Here is a 20,450-nt window from a genome sequence, read left to right as displayed (position 1 = left end):
ATGGCAGTTGCGCTTAGACAAAAAGTAGATACCGGCACCACTGTTTGCCGCAGCCCGAGAGCAATGCGTGCTCGAACCAGACGGCTTCGTTACGCGCGTTTTAGGCGCGTCGTACGGATGCTTATGCCTGTGATCGGGGTTGCTATGCTCTTCGGGTGGGTTGCTGTCTATGCCAATGTGACTATCACCGGCTACAATCGCAGCAGGCTCACATCAGAGTGCCGCGCTGAAAAGCTCAAGAACGAGAGGCTCAAAGTAGAGTACTCCCGTCTTTCAAGTCCACATATTGTAACAGCCGCCGCAGAAAGAGCGGGAATGGTCTATGCGACCAATTACGATTATGTCAACCAGCCACAAACCGTAGCAAGTCGCTGAGTGCGTGGACGATTTGTATGCCTCCAGGTATCTTACTGGAGGCAAAAGCAGAAATTGCAAGAGAGCGTGGGAACAAATGGCCCCGAAGCATCGAGGATTTGTAAGAAAAAGAACGACCTGGCTATTCCTCGTGTTTTCGCTGCTTTATGCAGCGATTGCGGGGAGGCTGTTTTTCCTGCAAGTCATGCGCCACGACCATTTCAAAGATAGGGCCACTGCAATACGTTTCAGAGAAATTGCAATTCCGGCTTCGAGGGGATCAATCTGTGACCGCAACGGCAATCCTCTCGCGGTCAATATAGAGACAGCTTCGATCTTTGCAAATCTTAGAGAAATGCCCGATCCTTCCAAGACAGCAGTTCAGGTTGCATCGCTGCTTGATACCGAACCAGGAAGCATCGAAGCCAAACTCAACGGCACACATCATTTTGTCTGGCTCGGGCGTCAGATCGATGCGAGGATAGGCGATGCGGTTTGGAAGAATCGCACAAAGCTGCCGGGTATCGGTGTCCAGCGTGATGTGAAGCGAGTATATCCAACCGGTCCGCTGGCTGCGCAGATAATAGGTTTTACGAACCTTGACAATACAGGTGCCGAAGGTATCGAACATGTCGGCAACAGCATTCTGAAAGGGACCGACGGCAAGTATCGAGCCGAGCTTGATGGTGCGCGCAGAGTAATCCCGGAGACCCGCCATATCGAATGTCAGCCCGAAGACGGCAAGAATGTCTATCTGACAATAGATATGACTATCCAGCACATAGCCGAGCAGGCGCTTTCTAATATGGCTGAAAAATACCATCCCAAAAGCGCATGCGCAGTAGTGATGGATCCGGCGACCGGTGAGATTCTCGCGCTTGCCAACTATCCGACGTATGATCCGAACAAGGCTCGCAAGTCTAATCCTTCGCTCTGGCGTAATCGTGCTGTTGCCGATCTTTACGAGCCGGGCAGTACTCTAAAGACGGTCACAGCCTCCGCCGCATTAAATGAGGGTATCAGTCCGAATGCCGCAATTGCATACTGCACTGGCCGTGAAAAAATGGCCGGCGGACGTATACGATGCGTGCTTCACAGACCGTACCTAAACGGTCATGGCAGCACAAATATGTTCAGAATGATCGAGCAGTCGTGCAACATTGCCGCGGCGCATCTGGCGTTAAGGCTGGGCTCAGAGAAGCTATATAAGTATGAAAAGGCTTTTGGCCTTTTGGATAGACCCGATGCCGGTTTCGGCTGTGAGGCTGTAGGTTCTATAGAGCCTCCTGATGACTGGCGGCCTATCAGACTTGCCAATATCGGCTTTGGCCAGGGTCTGGCGGTCACTCCGCTTCAGATGACGAGTGTTTATGCGACCATCGCCAATGGCGGTGTGCGTGTCGAGCCGAAAATAATCCGTGAGATACGCAACTCGGATGGTTCGATATATACGGCATTCAAGCCTGGTAAGAAGACTCGTGTGATATCTAAAGATGCTGCGCTTATGGCGACAAAGCTGCTTAGAAGCTGCGTAGAAAACGGCACCGGCAAGACTGCACGCATCGATGGTCGCACAGTCGCAGGCAAGACAGGCAGCGCGCAGGTCGCCAGAGCCAATGGCCGAGGATATGAGCCTGGATCGTTTATTGCATCTTTCATGGGTTTTGCCCCGGCGACGAAGCCCAGGCTGGTGATTGCGGTTGTCGCCAAATCACCAAAGGGTTCACACTGGGGCGCAACTGTGGCCAGCCCGGTCTTTCAGGAGATAGGCGAGAAGTCGCTTTGGTATCTCAAAGTCCCGTCGGATGCTCCCGGCGGTAACGAGACCAGACCCAAGCGCGACGACGACCCTAAGCGTGTAGCATACAGCAGATATAGACATTATGACGTTGCGACCTTATGACGCGATGACGCATGACGTTGTGACGTTATGACGTTATGACGTAAATTTTGGGACAGCGGAAACCAGGGAGCGGAAGGGATCTTGGGCGAGCCCAACTCTTCCTCCGCGGTCCCATACAATTATTGGTGTTGCGGGTGTTTCGGGAATTCATTCCCGAAACTAAACGGATCAAGTTTAGACTCCTCGTGTCTGGGCGATTTGCGAGGAGCAGGCGGCTGGTCAGCCGAATTATGACCATTCGCTCGTGAGGGGTTGTGTAAGGCCAGACAAGATGAATACATAATTCTTGTGGGACCTCACGCAACCCCATTTTTATTTATTATTGCGTATTTGAGATTTTATATTTGGGCAGGAGTGGCAGGCTTGCTGTTAGTATTGATGAGTATGTCATTCCGAGCCTGGCGAGGGATCTGCTTTATGCCAAAGTGAGCAATCGCGCACCAAAATCAAAAATCAAAAATACTCAATACAAAATACTCAATACTAAATCCTCTGGGGGCGTTATAATATAAGGTATGAGATTTACAGAGCTTACTAAATCAATAACGGGCTGCCGGGTCGTCAATGCAAACGATGTCGAAGTGACAGGCATAGCGTATGACAGCCGCAAGGTAAAGCCCGGGTATATATTTGTTGCCATGCAGGGCGGCTCGTTCGACGGCCATCAGTTCATTACGAGCGCGCTGGATTCCGGCGCAGTCGCGATAGTTGCCGAGCGTGAGGTACAGGAGGCATTGGATAGGGGCGTGCCGTATGTCGTTGCCGATAACGGCAGGATAGCTATGGGAGAGATAGCTGCTCCGTTCTATGATTACCCCTCCAGAAAGATAAAACTGATCGGTGTCACAGGCACAAGCGGCAAGACGACCGTCACTCATCTTATCCAATCAATTTTCCAGACCGCCGGTATGAAATCCGGTCTTATCGGCACACTCGGCGCGAAGATCGACGGCGAGTTCATAGAGACCGAGCACACCACTCCCGAGAGCCTCGATGTCCAGCGGATACTTGCTCAAATGGTCGATATGGGCGCTCAGGTGGTGGCGATGGAGGTCAGCTCGCACGGCCTGTATGAGGGCCGCACGATAGGCTGCGAGTTCGATTGCGGAGTCTTTACGAACATTGCACGCGATCACCTCGACTTTCACATTACAGAAGAAGCCTATCTCGACGCAAAGATAATTCTCTTCCGTGACCTTCCCAAGACGTCCGGCAAGAGCTTCTATGCTGCAATCAACCTGGATGATTCCAAGGCCGACAAAGTCATAGCCGCCTCCGACGGCAGCGTAATCACATTCGGTATGGACCCCAAGGCAGATGTAGTTGCAAGCGACGCGAAAGTCACCGAGAAGTCAGTTTCGTTCAATATGACCGGCAGGGGCAAGTCTGTCCCGGTCCGTATGTCAATCGGCGGGGCGTTTAACGTGTATAACGCCCTTTCTGCTGCATCTGTCGGCATCGCTTTAGGTCTGGACTTGGACACGATCAGCAAGGGGCTGGCAAAGGCGACAAGTGTGCCCGGCAGGTTTGAATCGGTCGAATGCGGGCAAGATTTTGGAGTGATCGTGGACTATGCCCACACTCCGGACGAGCTGGAAAACGTCCTTCAGACCGCCAGGACTCTTACGGATAAACGCCTTATCGCAGTCTTCGGCTGCGGCGGCAACAGAGACAAAGGCAAGCGCCCGATTATGGGCAAGATCGGTGTGGATTTGGCGGACCTGGTCGTAATCACGTCCGATAATCCTCGCAAAGAGGACCCGGATGCCATAATCAAAGATATTCTAGCCGGCATTCCCGAGGATAAAAAATCAAATGTCACAGTGGAGCCGGACCGTGCCCAGGCCATTTGTGAGGCTATAAATATGGCCGAGACCGGCGATCTGGTTGTGATAGCCGGTAAAGGTCACGAAGACTATCAAATTTTTGCTAACCGAACGATCCACTTTGACGATAGGGAGCAGGCATCTCACGCCCTCGAGTTAAGAGTTAAGTGTTGTGGGTTATGAGTTGAGAGTTATGGGCTGAGCAAAGTGTGAGCATGGCAGCCGATGCGCTCACCTACAGTCATTCCGAGGAAGAATGACGAGGAATCTTCTGATTTAGTAATGAGTATTTTACATTGATTATTTATGCGATCAAGCTGCGGTTTATCGTTCGGGCGCGATATCCGATCGCGACCGAAATAGAATCTCGCAATTTCGGATTGCGATAACTGATTACAAAACAGAGGGCTTTCAGATTTTGTCATTCCGAGGAAGAATGACGAGGAATCTGCTGTGAGCCATACGTTACAATGACAGATTTCTGATCGATTTAATTGCAAAAGCGCGAAATTATAGAATCTTTCCGTGTTTTCTCCCTTTCGTGTTTTCGTGATAGATCCTTTAGGCGGGCAAATATGCAAACAATAAAAGCTGAAGAAGTAGTGCAGGCGGTGAAAGGTGAACTGCTCTCAGGCGGTCCTGATACCAAGATCACGGGCGTCAGCACCGATACCCGCACCATCAAACCCGGCGACCTGTTCTTTGCTCTCACAGGCGAAAGCTCCGAGGGACACAAGTTCCTTGCAGATGCGCTGAGTAAGGGCGCATCGGGTGTGGTCGTCTCGCGCAAGGTCGAGGCAAGATGCCTGGCTATACGGGTAGATGATACTCTGACTGCCCTAGGCAATCTTGCAGCCTATTATCGCACCAAGTTCACCCCGACTATGATCGGCGTCACAGGCAGCGTAGGCAAGACCACCACCAAAGAGATGATTGCCGCAGTAACAGCAGCCAACGGCCCCGTCCTCAAGAGTGCGGGCAATTTCAATAATGAGATCGGCCTGCCGTTAACACTTTTCGAGCTTTCAGCTAAGCACAAAACCGCAGTGGTCGAGATGGCTATGCGCGGCGCCGGTCAGATCACATATCTTGCCAAGATCGCCAAGCCGTCTATAGGTGTGATCACTAATATTCACATGTCACATATCGAGCTTTTGGGAAGTATGGACGCCATCGCCAATGCAAAAGGCGAAATTTTGGATTATTTACCGACCGATGGCGCAGCGATCCTCAATGCGGACGACGCCTATTATGAATATCTGGCAAAACGCGCGAAGTGCAGAGTCGTCTCATTTGGTGAGAACCCCCAAGCCGACGTAAACGCCGCCTCAGCCGGTCTGGATTCAAAGGGATGCTGCGCATTTGAGGTTCGCACCCCAAGCGGGTCGTTTAACGTGCGCATTCCCGTGCCGGGTGAACACAATATAAAGGATGCGCTTGCAGCCATTGCCGTGGGTGAGGTTCTGAATATTCCGCACGATTATATGCAAAATGCGCTCGCGAGTTATAAAGCTCCCGAGAAGAGATCGAATGTGATCCCAACTCGCCGCGGCGCTGTAGTGATCGACGACACATACAATGCCAGCCCGGCATCTGTTCACAGCGCACTCAAGACGCTCGCGATGATGGAGGGCGGCCGCAAGATTGCAGTTTTGGGAGATATGCTCGAACTAGGCGACCATGCCGTAAATGCTCATATGGAGATAGGCAAAGCGGTTAAAGAGAATGGTGTAGATATGCTCGTAGTTGTCGGCCAGCTTGCCAAGCTTATAGCAAGAGGCGCGATAGACGCCGGTATGCCGGTAAATGTGGTCAGCGAGTTCGATGAGAGTTCCCTTGCCGCGCGCGAGCTTGGGTCCAAGGTCAAAGACGGCGATGTGGTGCTGGTCAAAGGCTCACGCGCAATGAGGATGGAACGGGTTGTGGAGGGTCTGACAGGTGCCTGAGTTGTATGCTTTCCCGCTGGCGTTTATTGTCTCAATCGTCGCCGGGCCTTATATTATAAAAATACTGGCGCGAGTAAAGATGGGTCAGAAGATTAGTGAAGACGGCCCGCAGTCACACCAGGCAAAGGCTGGAACTCCCACAATGGGCGGTCTGATTATAGTCCTTGGTGTGTTGGCAGGATTGGCGCCAAGTTTGGAGCCTAAACAAGACCACTCTAACCTTGCAGCAGTGGTCGTTTTAATGCTTGCCTATTGCGCGCTGGGGTTTGTCGACGATTATCTTACAGTGCGCCCTATAAAGGGTATACGTGGAATATCGAGCAAGCCAAAAGCAGCCATGCAGTTCATCTTTGCTGCTGGGTTCGTCTATTGGATGACTGTGACAGGTCATGACATGATTCTCACGGCGTTTGGCCATACTATTCTATCAGGCATCTGGTATCAGGCATTTGCGGTTCTGTTTATTGCCGGTATGGCTAATTTTGTGAATATCACGGATGGTCTGGACGGATTGGTCGCCGGTCTGACCGGATTGGTGTGTCTTCCACTTCTTTGTTGCATGGGAGCTTATGGCTTTTCACCTCTGCTGTTGGCATTGTTTGGAGGATGTCTGGGCTTTTTGTGGTTCAATGCGAATCCTGCCAAGGTCTTCATGGGGGATACAGGCTCACTTGCTATTGGGTCTGTTCTGCCTGCAGTGGCATTGATCAGTCACTCGGAGATAGTCTTGATCATTGCCGGTTTGGTCTTTATACTGGATGGTCTGTCGTCTGCGCTTCAATGGGCGGTATTCAAATTTACGCGCATTACAACGGGCACAGGCAGGCGCGTATTTTTGAAGAGTCCCGTGCATCACCATTTTGAGATGATGGGCTGGCATGAGCAGACAATTGTTGTTCGGTTTTGGATTGCAGGAGTCGTGTGTGCTGCTCTGGCTTTTTTGATGCAATGAAGGTCTTGATCAGTCTTTGATCGGGTGCGATATCCGATTGCACCCGAAACAGAATCCCGGGATCTCTAATCCCTACTATGAGAGCTGATATTTTGAACTACAAAGATAAATCGATAGCAATAATAGGTATGGCGCGGACTGGCCTTGCGGTCGCAGAAGTTATGCGGCAGCTTGGCGCGCGCGTTGTTATATATGATAAAAAGGACCCGTCCGAGCTTTCAGATGCGATTGACTTCGCATCAAAAATCGGCGCAGTGGTCAGGGCAGGTACAGATTCGGTCGATCTTAACGGCATCGATCAGCTGATCACCAGCCCTGGTGTGCCGAAAAATATGCCCGTCTTTGCGGAAGCCGCAAGTCGCGGAATAGAGGTTATCGCTGAGATCGAGCTGGCATATCGTCTCTCTAAGGCCCCGATCATTGCAATAACCGGCACAAACGGCAAGACGACAACCACGGTCCTCACCGGCAAGATCATGATGGCCGATGGCCGCGAGACATATATCGCAGGTAACGTTGTTGCAGGGGATATCAGGCTTCCATTGATAACTGCTGCTTATCAGGCGAGCGAGGATAGCGTGATAGTTGCCGAGATAAGCACGTTTCAGCTTGAGTGGATAAGCTCATTCAAGCCAAAAGTAGCTATGCTGCTCAATGTGTCTGCCGACCACCTGGACCGCCACTCCAGCGTTGAGGAATATGCCTCTCTTAAAGCGCGCATATTCGAGAATCAGTCAGAAAGTGACTATGCGGTCATAAATGCGGAGAACAAATTCACTGTATCCCTTGCCCAAAGCCTTAATGGCCATGTGATCAGGTTTGCTCGTCAATCCGATGTAGCCGAGGGTGGGTTTGTGCGCGGTGATGATCTGATCGTAAGGCTCGATGGTGTAGAGCATGTCGTCTGCAAACGCTCGGATATACCGCTTCGGGGTGAGCACAATGTAGAGAATGTCCTTGCTGCATCCTGTGCGGCGCTTGCTATGGGCGCAAAAACTGAGAGTATTCTTAAGGCCGTCAGGGATTTCAAACCTGTCGAGCACCGCTTGGAGCCTGTCGCTGTGATAGACGGCGTGGAGTATATAAACAACTCGATGTGCACGAATGTAGACGCCGCAGTGCGTTCCGTCGAGGCTATAGACGAGCCTCAGATAGTGATCGCCGGAGGCAAAGACAAGGGCTTCGATTATACTCCTTTGGCCGAGGCGTTCAAGCGCAAGGCAAAACATGTCGTATTGATAGGTGCTGACGCGGGTTTGATCGAGTCCGCTGCCGAGAAAGTCGGCTACACTGCGGTCTCACGGGCGGATTCCATGCAGGATGCAGTCGATAAGGCGCAGAGACTTGCCGAGCCGGGCGATGTTATAGTTCTTACTCCTGCCTGCGCCAGTTTCGATATGTTCGACTCATTCGAGCACCGTGGACAGGTGTTCAAAGAGATTGTTGAGTCGAAAAGTCATAGCGTCACAACGTCATAACGTCATAACGTCGAAAGATGTTGATGGTTGATATGCCTCCAGGTATCTTACCTGGAGGCCTGAGCACTGATGGTCCGGGATTTCTGATGGTCCGGGATTTGAATCCCGGACCGGGGTATGGGGGATATTTATCCCCCATGAGCGTGATGCTTTTGCACACATGTTTCCCTCTCCGCGTCGGAGAGGGGCCAGGGGAGAGGTAAGTCGGCGCAGGCCGACTTTGTGTGGTTGTTGCCGCGGTTTTAACCGCCGGGACATTACTCGATAAGGTTGAGAAGGGGAGAAGCAGGATGAGAAAGGAAGCCAAGCTCGGTGTGCCGGATATCGGCGTTTTGGGTGCAGTTATTGTGCTGCTTATTGCCGGGATGCTGCTCGTCTTCGATGCAAGCTATGCGAAGATGGGCGATGCAAAGTGGGCTCATTTTGACATCTGGTATATGGTCAAGCGCCAGCTTATCTTTGCGGCTGCCGGTCTCGGCCTGATGTTCTGGGCAATGCGGTTGCGTTTCTCCAGCTTCATCAAATGGACCGCGCCGCTCTTGCTGATCTCGATTGCGCTGCTTGTTGCAGTTATGGTTCCAGGTATCGGACGCAAGGTCAACGGTGCCTGCCGGTGGATTCCGCTTGGTCCGCTCAACTTGCAGCCCTCCGAGATAGCAAAAGTCGCGATTGTGATGTATCTGGCAGGGATATTTGCCAAGCGAAAAATGCTCGTAAGGCGGATCAGTGGCAATTGGGCCGCACCGGGAATGGTAGTTGCCGTAATGGCCGGGTTGATTTTTATTGAGCCTGACCTGGGCACAGCGATCACAATCATCGCCACATGTTTTATAATGTTATATGCAGCAGGTGCAAAGAAGCGTCATCTGCTGGCATTAGCGACTGCTGGCTGTGGCCTCGCGGGTCTGGCAGTATTGTTTGAGCCATATCGACTGCAGCGAATATGGGTCTGGCTCAACCCTTGGAAGGATCCTTACGGCGACGGTTATCAGGTGATCCATTCTCTGCTTGCGCTGGGTACGGGCGGCTTGACTGGTGTCGGGCTGTGCGAGGGGCGCGAGAAGCTTTATATACCTGCAGCTTCGACCGACTTCATTATTGCCACTCTTGGCGAGGAGGCTGGTTTGATAGGATGCGTGCTGCTGCTGGGTGCATTTTTGTTTTTGACCTATCGCGGCCTGGATGTGGCGCGCAGGTCCAAGAGCACATACGGCAACCTGCTCGCCGTGGGGCTGAGTTCCATAATAGGGATGCAGGCGGTTATAAATATTGCGGTTGTGAGCGCGTCGATCCCGGCGACAGGCGTGCCGATGCCGTTCATCAGCTATGGCGGGTCATCACTGATATCGATGCTGGTTGCTGCAGGGCTGCTGCTCTCGGTTTCGCGGCAGGTAAACGTAGAACTGGAAGAACGAGAACTATATGAAAATAGTATTGACGGGCGGGGGCACAGGCGGTCACATATATCCCGCAATAAGCGTGGGTCAGGCTCTTCGCGAAATCGATCCGGGTATAGAACTACTATTCGTCGGTAGTTCGCATGGACCTGAGGGCTCTATTGCCAGGGAGTCAGGCATCCCGTTTCAGGCGGTGCCGAGTGCGCCTCTTACGAAGTCAGTGTCGCTCAAAAACATGTCCTCCTTTGGCAAACTGCTTGCCGGTGTCTTCCGGGCAAGACGGATACTCAAAGACTTTGGGCCGGACGTTGTGATCGGTACGGGCGGATATACGACTGCTTCGGTGCTGGTCGCGGCGCGTACTCTCGCGCTAAAGATAGTCATTCACGAGCAAAACACCATTCCAGGCAGAACAAACCGATGGCTTTCGCATATTGCCGATAAGGTCTGCATTTCTTTTGACTCATCATCGAGCTTTTTTCCTAAGGAGAAGGTGATTCTAACGGGTCTGCCGATCCGCACTGAGTTTGGGTCTCTGCCCGGCAAGAACGAAGCAAGGAAGATGCTAAGTCTAAAGCAAGATGCATTCACAATTCTGGTAGTCGGCGGGAGTCAGGGCGCGAAAAGGCTCAACGAACTCGTATTCGATATGTGGCCGAAAATCAATGACGGAAACACTCAGATATTGCATCAGGTGGGTCAGCGCAACTATGAAGAGAGTAAATCGGCTGAGTCTGATGACTATCATGTAAGGGCTTATCTGGATATGCCGCAGTCTGTCGCCGCTGCTGATCTGGTGATATGCAGAAGCGGGGCATCCACGATTGCTGAGATCACAGCAGCCGGTTTGCCGAGTATACTGGTCCCGTATCCGCATGCGGTCTCGGATGAGCAGAGGCACAACGCCGAGTATCTTGCTGATCACAATGCGGGGATCGTATGTGATGAGTTTTCATTGACATCCGACATACTTGCCGGTTTCGTATCCGATATTCGGTCATCACCGGACAAACTGCAGAAAATGGCTGATGCCAGCGCATCTCTTGCGAAGATAGATGCAGCAAAAAGCGTAGCGCAGACAGCAATCGGCACCACATGATTTTGTAATTCATATTTTATATTGATTATTTCAAGCTCAGTCATTCCGAACGAATGTGAGGAATCTGCTGTTCCCTCTCCTGGGGGAGAGGGATAGGGTGAGGGCGCAACTGATTCGTTGCTTCTATGTTCGGGTGCGATATCCGATCGCACCCGTTAAGAATCTCCGGGATTCAATCCCGTTTTTTGTTGCTTCGGTTGCGAAGCGGCCGGAGCCGCCACCAAAGGTGGCAAGTTTTTCGAACTCGGCTTTGGCCGAAGCAAAAAAATTTTGAGGACCTATTTTGGATAGAAAGCATTACCATTTTATAGCAATAGGCGGTGTGAGTATGAGCGCCATCGCCAAAATTCTACACGAACAGGGCAATATCGTTACCGGCTCGGACCGTCAGGAGAGCGGGAACACACTGCGCCTGCGCGAGTCCGGCATCAAGGTCAGTATCGGCCATTGCCCTGAAAATATCGATGGAGCGGACGTTGTGGTCTATAATGCCGCAATCAAACCGAGTAATCCTGAGCTTGCCGAGGCTATCAAACGCGGCATTCCGACTCTGGTGCGCCCGGTTGCTCTTGGACATATAATGGAGCCGTATAAACACCGTGTCGGGGTCGCAGGCACACACGGCAAGACCACCACCACGTCTATGATAGGTGCTATTCTGGATCAAGCAGCGATAGATGCCACAGTCCTCTTCGGCAGCGATATGAAATCAGCAGGAGGCAATGTCCGTATCGGTGACGGATCGGTTATAGTGACCGAGGCATGCGAGGCATTCGGCTCATTTCTTCACCTGAAGCCTTCAATATCGGTAATCACCAATATAGAGGCCGATCATCTTGATCATTATAAGACGATCGATAATGTCGAGAAGGCTTTTCGCAAGTTTGTAGACGGTTCCGACGATAACGGCCTGGTGGTTGCTTGCTCGGACGAAGCTTGTGTGCGTAAAGTATTGGACGGCTGCAAGAAAAGAATTGTCTGGTACGGCACTACAGGTTCACCCGATCTGCTTGCAGCGGATGTTGACATTTCCAAGCCCGAGCCGACATATACACTGGTTCGCGGTGGGCAGACACTCGGCAAGATAACTATCGGCGTTCCGGGCATACAAAATGTGCTCGATTCACTTGCCGCTGCAGGCGTCGCCTTTGAGATTGGTGTGGATTTTGATTCGATCCGAGGCGGGCTTGCCCAGTTCAGAGGGACAGGCCGCCGGTTCGAGGTCCTTTATAATGATGCCGGGATAATGGTAGTCGATGACTACGCTCACCATCCGACTGAGATTAAAGCGACTCTCTCAGGCGCGCGCAAAGCATATCCCGACAAACGAATCACTGCAGTCTTCCAACCGCACCTTTATTCCAGGACGCGCGACTTTTGCGTAGAGTTTGCGGAAGCCCTTTCGCATGCCGACCATGTGATAATTGCATCGATCTACGCGGCACGCGAGCTGCCTATAGAGGGTGTGAGCGCCGAAAACATCGTCAATCAAATGCGCGCAAACGGCTATACAGATGTAAGCTATTCCCCCGATAAAGACACCATCGCAGGCAAACTTGCGAGCACTATTACAAACGGAGATATGGTAATCGTTCTTGGTGCGGGGGATGTACGAACAGTGGGCGAGAGCCTGGCAGAGTATCTTCGTTCAAGGAGTGCGTCATGAGCACTATTGATGATCTGAAGCGCATCGTAACCGGGCGAGTAATCGAAAACGAGCCGATGGCCCCTTACACCACTCTCGGCGTCGGCGGACCGGCGGATTATTTTGTTGAAGCTCCAAATGAAGATGAACTTTCAGACTTAATGCTATACATGTCTGAACATGAGATACCCTGGATGGTGATAGGCGACGGAGCCAACCTGCTGGTTTCGGATAAAGGCATTCGAGGAGTTGTAATTAAGCTCGTTGGTGAGTTTACAAGCATTACAGTCCAGGGCAGACGGATCGTCGCTGGATCAGCGGCACGTATATCGAAAGTCGCCGATATGGCTGCAAAGAATAATCTGAGCGGCCTTGAGGGTGTCGGCACAGTCCCCGGCAGTGTCGGTGGAGCCATCGTGATGAACGCCGGGACTCACCGGGGCTATATAGATGAAGTTACCGAGGGCGTTCGAGCGGTTACTAGCACGGGTGAAAAGATTGCGCTGTCCAGGGACAAGTGCGGCTTTACATATCGAAACAGCCGCTTTCAATATGATAAGTCGCTTATTATCACGTATGCCGTGTTTAAGATGAAACCCGGAGACGGCACAGCAATCGCAGCCAATCTGGAGGCAGTGCGAAAGCACCGTGCCGAGACTCAGCCGCAGGGCAAGAGCGCAGGGTGCTTTTTCAAGAATCCCACGGGTCTTAGCGCCGGTAAATTGATAGATGGCGCGGGCTGCAAAGGCATGCGTGAGGGCGGAGCCGTTGTATCAGAAATCCACTCAAACTTTATCATGAATGCACACAACGCAACCGCTTCCGATTTGTATACGTTAGCGGAAAAGGTCAGAAAGTTAGTCAAAGATATACAAGGAATAGATTTGGAATATGAGGTCAGACGAGTAGGGCAATGGTAGAACGAAAATCAAAGATCAGAGTCGCCGTAATGATGGGCGGGTTATCCTCAGAACGCGGCGTCTCGTTATCCACAGGCAAGCAAATACTTGAGGCGCTCGATGCAAACAAATACGAAACAGTCGGTGTCGACGCCGCTCTTATACCCGGCACCAGGCGGCAGTGCCTGCAGGGCGCATCGACAGAGGTCAAGGCCGTAGCTGATGCCGGAGCAGCGCTTTGTGGCGCCAACAAGTTGACCTCCATGCAGGAGATAGCAAGCGAGAAGTCCGGCCTGCGTCCGGATGTGGTGTTTTTGGCGCTGCACGGCAGGTTCGGAGAAGACGGCACGGTTCAAGGCTTTCTTGATCTGCTGGGCGTTCCATATACCGGCTCTGGTGTGCTTGCCAGCGCTCTCGCTATGGATAAGTCGATGGCTAAGAAGGTGCTCTCCGGAGACGGTGTTCCCGTGCCTCCGTCAGTCGATTTCTGCTGTATTAACGGCAAGTGGGATGAAGCCGGTGTAGCTTCAGAAGTCGAAAAGATGGGTTACCCGGTCATGGTAAAGCCGAGCCGCCAGGGATCGACTATCGGAATGACGAAGGTAATATCGCCGGATGAGTTGAATAATGCAATTAGCCGGGCAGCCGGATATGATACCAGCATAGTCATTGAGAAGTTTATCGAGGGCAGGGAGTTCACAGTCGGTGTGCTGGGCAATGACAAGCCGTTTGCGCTTCCGGTTGTTGAGATAGTCCCGGCCAAGGGCTTCTATGATTACGAGGCCAAATATACTCCGGGCGCCACAGAGGAGATTGTGCCTGCAAAGATCAGCGACGATGCCACTGCAAGAGCGCAGGAACTTGCGCTTATGGCTCATAAGTCTCTTGGATGCCGGGGCGTATCCAGAACCGACATCATCATCGGTGCGGACGGCATGTATGCGCTAGAAGTAAACACGATTCCTGGTATGACGCCCACCAGTCTGCTTCCGCAGGCGGCAGCGGCTGCAGGTATACCGTTTGGCAAGTTGCTTGATATGCTGATCGAGTATGCACTGGAAGATTACGAATAGCAGCAGCGACAAAGATCGCTGACAACTGAGCCGATGTTTCAGGGCGTATCGTCCTCGGCTCTCAGCTATTTTCAGGGAGGGAACTCGAAGGTGAGGAAAACCACAACCAGGACTAGCGCTCGGCGCAGTTCACGTGCGGTAAAGAAATCATCCCGCAATCGAAAAAGACCGAACTACAAGCTGCTGTTTTCCTGCCTGCTTATGTCGGCTATTTTGTCGGGCTCGATCACATATGCTTTCCGAACGCCCAATCTGGGTGTGAAGAGCGTCAGCATAAAGGGTACCAGCCTGTGTGACAAGCACCTGGTCAATAAATATGCCGGTTCGATGAAGGGTCAGAATATTCTCTGCGTCCGAAAAGGACCGGTGCGTTCAGCTATATTGGCGTTGAATGAGGTCGAGTCAGTAAAGATCGGCAGAGCCTTTCCGGATAAGATGTGGGTCCGGGTGACCGAGCGCAAAGCCGATGCTGTGGTAACCGATGGTCAATCCAACTGCCTTATTCAGTGCGATGGTTTGATATTTCACAAGACCGGCGCTCCGGTCAACGGCATTCCGCTCATAGAAATTTCGGATTCTCAAGAGTTGCAGCCGGGCAGGATTGCAAGCTCGGAACAGGTGCGCGGCGCGCTTGAGATTGTTAGATCGGCCAATGAAAAGAAACTGAGGGTCGGCAAAATTTCCATTGACCATGACGGTGATATATGCTTAAATATGGTCAGTGGTTTTTACGTCAAGCTTGGTCAGCCTGATGATATAGCAAGGAAAATGTCACTGCTGCGGCGCGCACTCGAATACCGTCCGTCTATTGCCAGGGAAGCGATATACATAGACCTGAGCTGTCCCAGCGCTCCCGTGTGGAAGCCGAAGGTCGTCGCGCAGAACGCATCATAACAATTAATTAAAATGTCAATCCTAATGTCATCCTATAGGGGCAAAACGTGGGTCTTTCAAGTCACCGCGCTCTGCATAGTCCTCGGTATGCTGCTTGCGCTGTCACTAAAAACACAGCGTCAGGCAGCCAACGAAGGCGTGCCCAACCGTCTGCCTGCTTTGCGTGCGGCATTCAGCGCCACTAAGCAGGAAAATTTGCAACTGCGCAAAGAACTGGCTGATTATAAGCAGCGCAATGAAGACCTGGCAAGACAGCAGGCGGCCGGTCTGACAGGCGCAAAGAGTCTTGAGCGGACCCTGAACGAGTCAAAGATGCTTGCGGGCACGGTTGCCGTGCGCGGTGCGGGGATAGTGGTCACTCTGCATGACAGTCCCAAGCTCGACCCGACCGAGACCCGTGCGGATGTCATAGAGAACTATGTCGTTCATGATACGGACATTCGTGCGATAGTCGATGAGCTCTTTGCTTCAGGGGCGGAGGCTATCTCGATTAACGATCAACGGCTCATCGCTAACTCGTCAGTGAGATGTGTAGGACCTGTTGTGCTTGTCAACTCAGTCCAGGTTGCGCCGCCGTATGTTATAAGGGCAATCGGCAAGCAGAGCGTGCTGGACAAGGCGCTGACATTACCGGGCGGTGTGGCAGATGCGCTGTTTTTGCTTGATATGGTCGAAGTCAGGAAGCAGCAGGACATACTGATCCCGGCGTATGCAGGCAGCACGCGCTTTAACGTAGCGCAGCCGGTCGCTGCTTCAAAAGAAAAAGCAAAAGTTATTCGGAGAGAAAGATGATTTGGCTGCCCGTAGTTGGTTTAGCGTTGGGTTTTATGGTTTATTGGGCGCCGATCAGGGTGCCTTCTGATTTTGCGCCATATTTGTCGCTGGCAACACTCGCCGGGTTGGATTCCGTCTTCGGCGGCATTCGAGCCGGTATAGAGGGCAAGTTTCACGACGACATTTTCATATCAGGTTTCGTCATGAACACACTGCTGGCTGCCGGACTGGCCTATCTTGGTGACCAGATTGGTGTGGACATTTACATGGCAGCGGTTGTTGTTTTGGGATGGAGAGTGTTCCTGAACCTTTCTCTCATCCGCCGCTATTGGCTGACTCAGACCAGTATGAACAGAAAAAAAGAATCTTAACAGGCGATTGGTGATGGGTGTTAGGTGTTGGACGCCCGTTTTTATCACCTGTCACCCAACATCTTTGGGAGAACACATTGAGCCGAAAAGAATTCATCGCGGGTCTGGATATAGGAACCACAAAGACCTGCTGCGTACTGGCCGACGTTGATCTCGACGCTCAGAGCGCCGACATTATCGGCGTTGGTCTGACACCGTCCAGCGGACTGCGCAAGGGTGTTGTAGTCGATCTCGACTCCACCACTGAGGCAATACTCTCCGCCACGGATAAGGCCCAGAAGATGGGTGGCACGGTCTCCATCAAGTCGGTTGTAGTCGGCGTGACCGGCGAGCACATATCATCTCTTAATAGCCGCGGTGTCATTGCGATATCGAGTTCCGACAGAGAGGTTACGCCGTCTGATGTCGAGCGCGTAGTCGATGCGTCCAAGGTCATCGTATTGCCTCCTGAGCGCGAGATAATCCATTCAATTCCGCGCGATTTCACTCTCGACGGCCAGGACGGCGTGAAAGACCCTGTAGGTATGTCCGGCAGCAGGCTCGAAGTCGAGACTCACATCGTCACCGGCTCTACTTCATTTTTGGACAATATAGCCAAATGCGTGCAGCGCGCCGGTCTTGAGATCGATATGACCGTCCTCGAACCTATAGCGACGAGCCATTCTGCGATTATTCCGGCTGAGAAAGACCTTGGTGTAGCTCTGGTCGATATAGGCGGCGGCACAACGGATGTCGCAGTCTTCGTCAACGGCGAAATCTTTTATACAGCGGTGCTTCCGGTCGGCGGCAACCATGTGACCAAAGACATTGCAGTCGGTCTCCGCGCGGCGCAGGAAGAAGCCGAGAAGGCGAAGATCAAATACGGCACGGCGACTGCAAGCATGATCGAGCCTGAAGACTCTTTTGAGATAGTTAGCCTCGGCGAGGAGTCGCCTACGGAACTGCCTCGTGAAATATTGGCCAAGATAATCGAGCCGAGGATGCAGGAAATCTTCCAGATGGTCCGCGAGGAACTGATCAAATCCGGTTATATCGATCTGCTCCCTGCGGGCGCTGTGCTGACCGGCGGCGGCTGCCAGATGCCCGGCACAGTCGAGCTTGCCGAAAATACACTTGGGATGCCTATTAGGCTCGGCCTGCCGCGCAATGTAGGCGGCCTGAGCGATACGGTGCAAAGCCCTATATATACCACCGCTGTTGGTCTGGTTTTATTTGCTGCAAAGCAGCATTCGGACTTGCGTGAGGAAGAAAAAAGCGTTACACTTAAACAGAGCCTGCTTGATATGTTCAGGCTTCGCAAGGCAAGACGTTGAAGCAGTAGACCGCCCGGATGGCGGTTCATAAAATTCATATTTTTATAGGCGAGAGGAGCTGGGGTCCCAATATGAGTAATACTGGCGACAGTTATGCAAAAATCAAAGTGATCGGGGTCGGCGGCGGCGGTATGAACGCTGTTGGCCGAATGATAGATGCCGGCCTTACCGGTGTTGACTTTTTAGCAATGAATACCGACACTCAGGTGCTTGAACTCTCTGCCGCCAAAAGCAAGCTCCAACTCGGCGCAAATCTAACCAGGGGCTTGGGTGCCGGAGGCAATCCTGAGATGGGCCGGGAGTCCGCTGAGGAAAGCAAGCCCGAGATAAGGAGGCTTCTTGAGGGAGCCGACATGGTATTTATAACGGCTGGTATGGGCGGCGGCACGGGGACCGGCGCTGCTCCTGTTATCGCCGAGATGAGCAAGGAGATGGGCGCGCTGACGGTCGCAGTCGTGACCAGACCGTTCGGGTTCGAGGGTCCTCGCCGGGCAAGAGTAGCCGACGGAGGCGTCAAGGGACTTCGAGAGCGGGTTGACACGCTTATAACCATTCCCAATGATCGCCTGCTGGATGTCGTAGACAAGAAAGCTACCCTTACGGATGCGTTCAAAGTCGCTGACGATGTGGTGAGGCAGGGCGTGCAGGGCATATCCGATATTATCACAATTCCGGGTATGATCAACGTGGACTTTGCCGATGTGAAGGCGATCATGCAGGACCAGGGTACGGCTCTTATGGGTATCGGCTTTGGAAGCGGCGAGCAGAAAGCAGCCCATGCAGCTCAGATAGCCTGCGCAAGTCCTCTTCTGGAGACGACAATCGACGGCGCGCGCGGCGTGCTCATCAATATCACCGGCGGACCCGATCTGACTCTTTCCGAGGTCTATGACGCCGCCGACATAGTCTACAAGGCCTGCGATACAGACGATGTCAACATCATCTTCGGCACGGTCATAGACGAGTCTATGCACAATGAGGTTCGCATAACTGTTTTAGCGACGGGATTTGACGGTCAGGAACGCCATCAGATGGCTGAAGCAAAGGCAATGGCCGCTGTCGGCGAGGGTATGCCTCCAACTCCGTCGGCAACTCTTGGTGTGGAGCCAACTCTGCTTCCCGAAGGCGAGCTGGACATTCCCGCATTCCTTCGCAGAAGATAAGACTGCAGTCCAATCAATTACAATGATGGCCCGGGGTTTGAATCCCGGGCCGTTTTGCTGCTAATATGAAGCTGGTGAAGATATAGAGCTAATATTGATGCTGCCTACCTCTTCTGGTAAGAAAGCCGGGGTGGGAGCACTTTACCACTCTGCAGACAGCCGCTTCGAGAAAAGCGAAACATCTGTCATTATTTAATATCCAGTTCGCCTGCTTCCAACTTCACAACAGGCGTTGGTTTGCGTATATACATCGGGGTGAGTGTGATAGCATCATCAATGTGCCCCTCACTCAATCGCTTGTTACCCAGATCGAGCAGAGCCGCGCCTCTTGCGAAGTCTGTCCAGGGTTTGGTCACAACAGCCTCGTTGCCGAACTTGTGCCTTATCTTTTCTGCATTGCGAGTGGCTCCAGTGCCGCAAAAACAGGCTTTCAAGCCTCTTTTCTCAACCCCGAGAAGCACGTCGGATACAGGCGAAACCTCATATTCAGCCAGTCTTACTTCAGCAGTCGAGTCCATCAGCGTCCAGTAGACTTCATTTGCCCGCGCAAAGATCATGGGGCATATTATCTCGACGGCAGTATCCGCCGCGCCCATTGCGATTGCGTCGAGCGTAGGCACGCCTATTATAGGCTTTCCAAGTGTCCATGCCAGCGTTTTAGCGGTCGTTATTCCTATCCTGAGGCCCGTGAACGAACCGGGTCCCAGAGATACGAACACTGCGTCCAAATCTTGAGGCTTATGGCCGGCATCAGAGAGCATCATCTCGATATTGGGCACAAGTCTACGCAGCAGGCTCATTTTGTGGTGAAAATGATATTCAGACAGGAGTTGTGTTTTGCGCCCGAGCGCGAGCGTGCACATATCCTGTGATGAATCGATTGCAACTGTCAGCATTTCTTACTTATCTCCTCGACGATGGCCTGCAGCCTGGGCGAGGTGGTCTCGAAAATCATTTCTCGATCATTATCGCCCTTCATTTTCAGCTCAATATCCAGCCTCTCCGGCGGCAGCATCGATCTCATTCTGTCTGCCCATTCTATGATTGTTATTCCCTCGCTGTAGATATATTCTTCGATACCGAGAGAATCCACCTCAGCTTCACTTTCCAGCCGGTATAGATCGACATGATAGAGAGGGGTTGGGCCTATGTGCTCGTGAATAAGAGTAAAGGTAGGGCTGTGTACATCGTCAGCCAGCCCGAGGCCTCTAGCTATTCCCTTTGTGAAAGTGGTCTTGCCCGCGCCCAAGTCACCGAAAAGCGCCAGGACAGCACCCGGACACAGTATCTTTCCCAATCTTTCGCCGAGAGCCATCGTCTCCTCGGCGCTGTTTGTTTGTATTGTTTTACGCATATTCTCTAT

The 20,450-nt window shown here is 52.3% G+C and carries 18 protein-coding genes; 16 read left to right on the top strand and 2 right to left on the bottom strand.

All coding sequences use genetic code 11. The features are described 5' to 3' along the window. From ABFD83_03130 to ftsZ, 16 genes are all read left to right on the top strand, one after another. Entirely contained in the window at positions 1 to 375 is a 375-nt protein-coding gene (locus ABFD83_03130; protein MEN6356059.1) for a hypothetical protein, read from the top strand. 76 nt (positions 376 to 451) lie between these two features. Next, positions 452 to 2,257 carry a penicillin-binding protein 2 gene (locus ABFD83_03125; GenBank protein MEN6356058.1) on the top strand — a complete coding sequence of 602 codons (1,806 nt, stop codon included), beginning with the start codon at positions 452 to 454 and terminating at the stop codon, positions 2,255 to 2,257. A gap of 515 nt (positions 2,258 to 2,772) precedes the next feature. Next, positions 2,773 to 4,266, top strand: a complete 1,494-nt coding sequence (locus tag ABFD83_03120; protein ID MEN6356057.1) for a UDP-N-acetylmuramoyl-L-alanyl-D-glutamate--2,6-diaminopimelate ligase — start codon at positions 2,773 to 2,775, stop codon at positions 4,264 to 4,266. Positions 4,267 to 4,658: 392 nt separating this feature from the next. Then, positions 4,659 to 6,029: a UDP-N-acetylmuramoyl-tripeptide--D-alanyl-D-alanine ligase gene (gene murF, locus ABFD83_03115; GenBank protein ID MEN6356056.1), complete on the top strand. Its 1,371-nt coding sequence runs from the start codon at positions 4,659 to 4,661 to the stop codon at positions 6,027 to 6,029. Next, positions 6,022 to 6,981 (top strand): phospho-N-acetylmuramoyl-pentapeptide-transferase, encoded by a 960-nt coding sequence (mraY, locus tag ABFD83_03110; protein ID MEN6356055.1) that lies wholly within the window; start codon positions 6,022 to 6,024, stop codon positions 6,979 to 6,981. Before murF ends, mraY begins: the two co-directional genes overlap by 8 nt. 92 nt (positions 6,982 to 7,073) lie before the next feature. After that, positions 7,074 to 8,459 (top strand): UDP-N-acetylmuramoyl-L-alanine--D-glutamate ligase, encoded by a 1,386-nt coding sequence (murD, locus tag ABFD83_03105; GenBank protein MEN6356054.1) that lies wholly within the window; start codon positions 7,074 to 7,076, stop codon positions 8,457 to 8,459. Between the two features lie 290 nt (positions 8,460 to 8,749). Further along, positions 8,750 to 9,994 (top strand): putative lipid II flippase FtsW, encoded by a 1,245-nt coding sequence (gene ftsW, locus ABFD83_03100; protein ID MEN6356053.1) that lies wholly within the window; start codon positions 8,750 to 8,752, stop codon positions 9,992 to 9,994. Further along, positions 9,882 to 10,955, top strand: a complete 1,074-nt coding sequence (gene murG / locus ABFD83_03095) for an undecaprenyldiphospho-muramoylpentapeptide beta-N-acetylglucosaminyltransferase (GenBank protein ID MEN6356052.1) — start codon at positions 9,882 to 9,884, stop codon at positions 10,953 to 10,955. Before ftsW ends, murG begins: the two co-directional genes overlap by 113 nt. A 283-nt stretch (positions 10,956 to 11,238) precedes the next feature. After that, positions 11,239 to 12,621 carry a UDP-N-acetylmuramate--L-alanine ligase gene (murC, locus tag ABFD83_03090; protein MEN6356051.1) on the top strand — a complete coding sequence of 461 codons (1,383 nt, stop codon included), beginning with the start codon at positions 11,239 to 11,241 and terminating at the stop codon, positions 12,619 to 12,621. Then, complete coding sequence (murB, locus tag ABFD83_03085) at positions 12,618 to 13,520, top strand: UDP-N-acetylmuramate dehydrogenase (protein ID MEN6356050.1); 903 nt, start codon at positions 12,618 to 12,620, stop codon at positions 13,518 to 13,520. The genes murC and murB overlap by 4 nt, the downstream gene beginning before the upstream one ends. After that, positions 13,514 to 14,572, top strand: coding sequence for a D-alanine--D-alanine ligase (locus ABFD83_03080; protein ID MEN6356049.1), 1,059 nt, complete (start codon positions 13,514 to 13,516; stop codon positions 14,570 to 14,572). The genes murB and ABFD83_03080 overlap by 7 nt, the downstream gene beginning before the upstream one ends. Before the next feature lie 90 nt (positions 14,573 to 14,662). Then, the gene (locus tag ABFD83_03075; GenBank protein ID MEN6356048.1) at positions 14,663 to 15,466 is read left to right on the top strand and encodes an FtsQ-type POTRA domain-containing protein; all 804 of its coding nucleotides are present in this window, start codon (positions 14,663 to 14,665) and stop codon (positions 15,464 to 15,466) included. Between the two features lie 24 nt (positions 15,467 to 15,490). Continuing rightward, positions 15,491 to 16,258 (top strand): DUF881 domain-containing protein, encoded by a 768-nt coding sequence (locus ABFD83_03070; GenBank protein MEN6356047.1) that lies wholly within the window; start codon positions 15,491 to 15,493, stop codon positions 16,256 to 16,258. Next, entirely contained in the window at positions 16,255 to 16,611 is a 357-nt protein-coding gene (locus tag ABFD83_03065; protein ID MEN6356046.1) for a small basic family protein, read from the top strand. The genes ABFD83_03070 and ABFD83_03065 overlap by 4 nt, the downstream gene beginning before the upstream one ends. Positions 16,612 to 16,688: 77 nt before the next feature. Then, positions 16,689 to 17,924: a cell division protein FtsA gene (gene ftsA, locus ABFD83_03060; GenBank protein ID MEN6356045.1), complete on the top strand. Its 1,236-nt coding sequence runs from the start codon at positions 16,689 to 16,691 to the stop codon at positions 17,922 to 17,924. A 71-nt stretch (positions 17,925 to 17,995) separates the two neighbouring features. Next, a complete protein-coding gene (gene ftsZ / locus ABFD83_03055) occupies positions 17,996 to 19,087 on the top strand; it encodes a cell division protein FtsZ (GenBank protein MEN6356044.1) in 1,092 nt (363 codons plus the stop codon). Positions 19,088 to 19,275: 188 nt separating this feature from the next. Here the strand turns inward: ftsZ and tsaB are convergent, their stop codons facing one another. Beyond that, positions 19,276 to 19,983 (bottom strand): tRNA (adenosine(37)-N6)-threonylcarbamoyltransferase complex dimerization subunit type 1 TsaB, encoded by a 708-nt coding sequence (gene tsaB / locus ABFD83_03050; protein MEN6356043.1) that lies wholly within the window; start codon positions 19,981 to 19,983, stop codon positions 19,276 to 19,278. Beyond that, entirely contained in the window at positions 19,977 to 20,441 is a 465-nt protein-coding gene (gene tsaE / locus ABFD83_03045; GenBank protein MEN6356042.1) for a tRNA (adenosine(37)-N6)-threonylcarbamoyltransferase complex ATPase subunit type 1 TsaE, read from the bottom strand. The genes tsaB and tsaE overlap by 7 nt, the downstream gene beginning before the upstream one ends. Positions 20,442 to 20,450: the final 9 nt, after the last annotated feature.

It is taken from the genome of Armatimonadota bacterium, from assembly GCA_039679645.1.
Taxonomy (GTDB): domain Bacteria; phylum Armatimonadota; class UBA5829; order UBA5829; family UBA5829; genus UBA5829.
Note: the sequence above shows the minus strand (reverse complement) of the source record. Positions and strands in the feature narration are given on the sequence as shown.

Bases quoted from the DNA above. Each gene is read 5' to 3' on its own strand.
- ABFD83_03130 (MEN6356059.1), top strand. From the start codon at position 1: ATGGCAGTTGCGCTTAGACAAAAAGTAGATACCGGCACCACTGTTTGC.
- ABFD83_03125 (MEN6356058.1), top strand. From the start codon at position 452: ATGGCCCCGAAGCATCGAGGATTTGTAAGAAAAAGAACGACCTGGCTA.
- ABFD83_03120 (MEN6356057.1), top strand. From the start codon at position 2,773: ATGAGATTTACAGAGCTTACTAAATCAATAACGGGCTGCCGGGTCGTC.
- murF (MEN6356056.1), top strand. From the start codon at position 4,659: ATGCAAACAATAAAAGCTGAAGAAGTAGTGCAGGCGGTGAAAGGTGAA.
- ftsW (MEN6356053.1), top strand. From the start codon at position 8,750: ATGAGAAAGGAAGCCAAGCTCGGTGTGCCGGATATCGGCGTTTTGGGT.
- murG (MEN6356052.1), top strand. From the start codon at position 9,882: ATGAAAATAGTATTGACGGGCGGGGGCACAGGCGGTCACATATATCCC.
- murB (MEN6356050.1), top strand. From the start codon at position 12,618: ATGAGCACTATTGATGATCTGAAGCGCATCGTAACCGGGCGAGTAATC.
- ABFD83_03080 (MEN6356049.1), top strand. From the start codon at position 13,514: ATGGTAGAACGAAAATCAAAGATCAGAGTCGCCGTAATGATGGGCGGG.
- ABFD83_03070 (MEN6356047.1), top strand. From the start codon at position 15,491: ATGTCATCCTATAGGGGCAAAACGTGGGTCTTTCAAGTCACCGCGCTC.
- ABFD83_03065 (MEN6356046.1), top strand. From the start codon at position 16,255: ATGATTTGGCTGCCCGTAGTTGGTTTAGCGTTGGGTTTTATGGTTTAT.
- ftsZ (MEN6356044.1), top strand. From the start codon at position 17,996: ATGAGTAATACTGGCGACAGTTATGCAAAAATCAAAGTGATCGGGGTC.
- tsaB (MEN6356043.1), bottom strand. From the start codon at position 19,983: ATGCTGACAGTTGCAATCGATTCATCACAGGATATGTGCACGCTCGCG.
- tsaE (MEN6356042.1), bottom strand. From the start codon at position 20,441: ATGCGTAAAACAATACAAACAAACAGCGCCGAGGAGACGATGGCTCTC.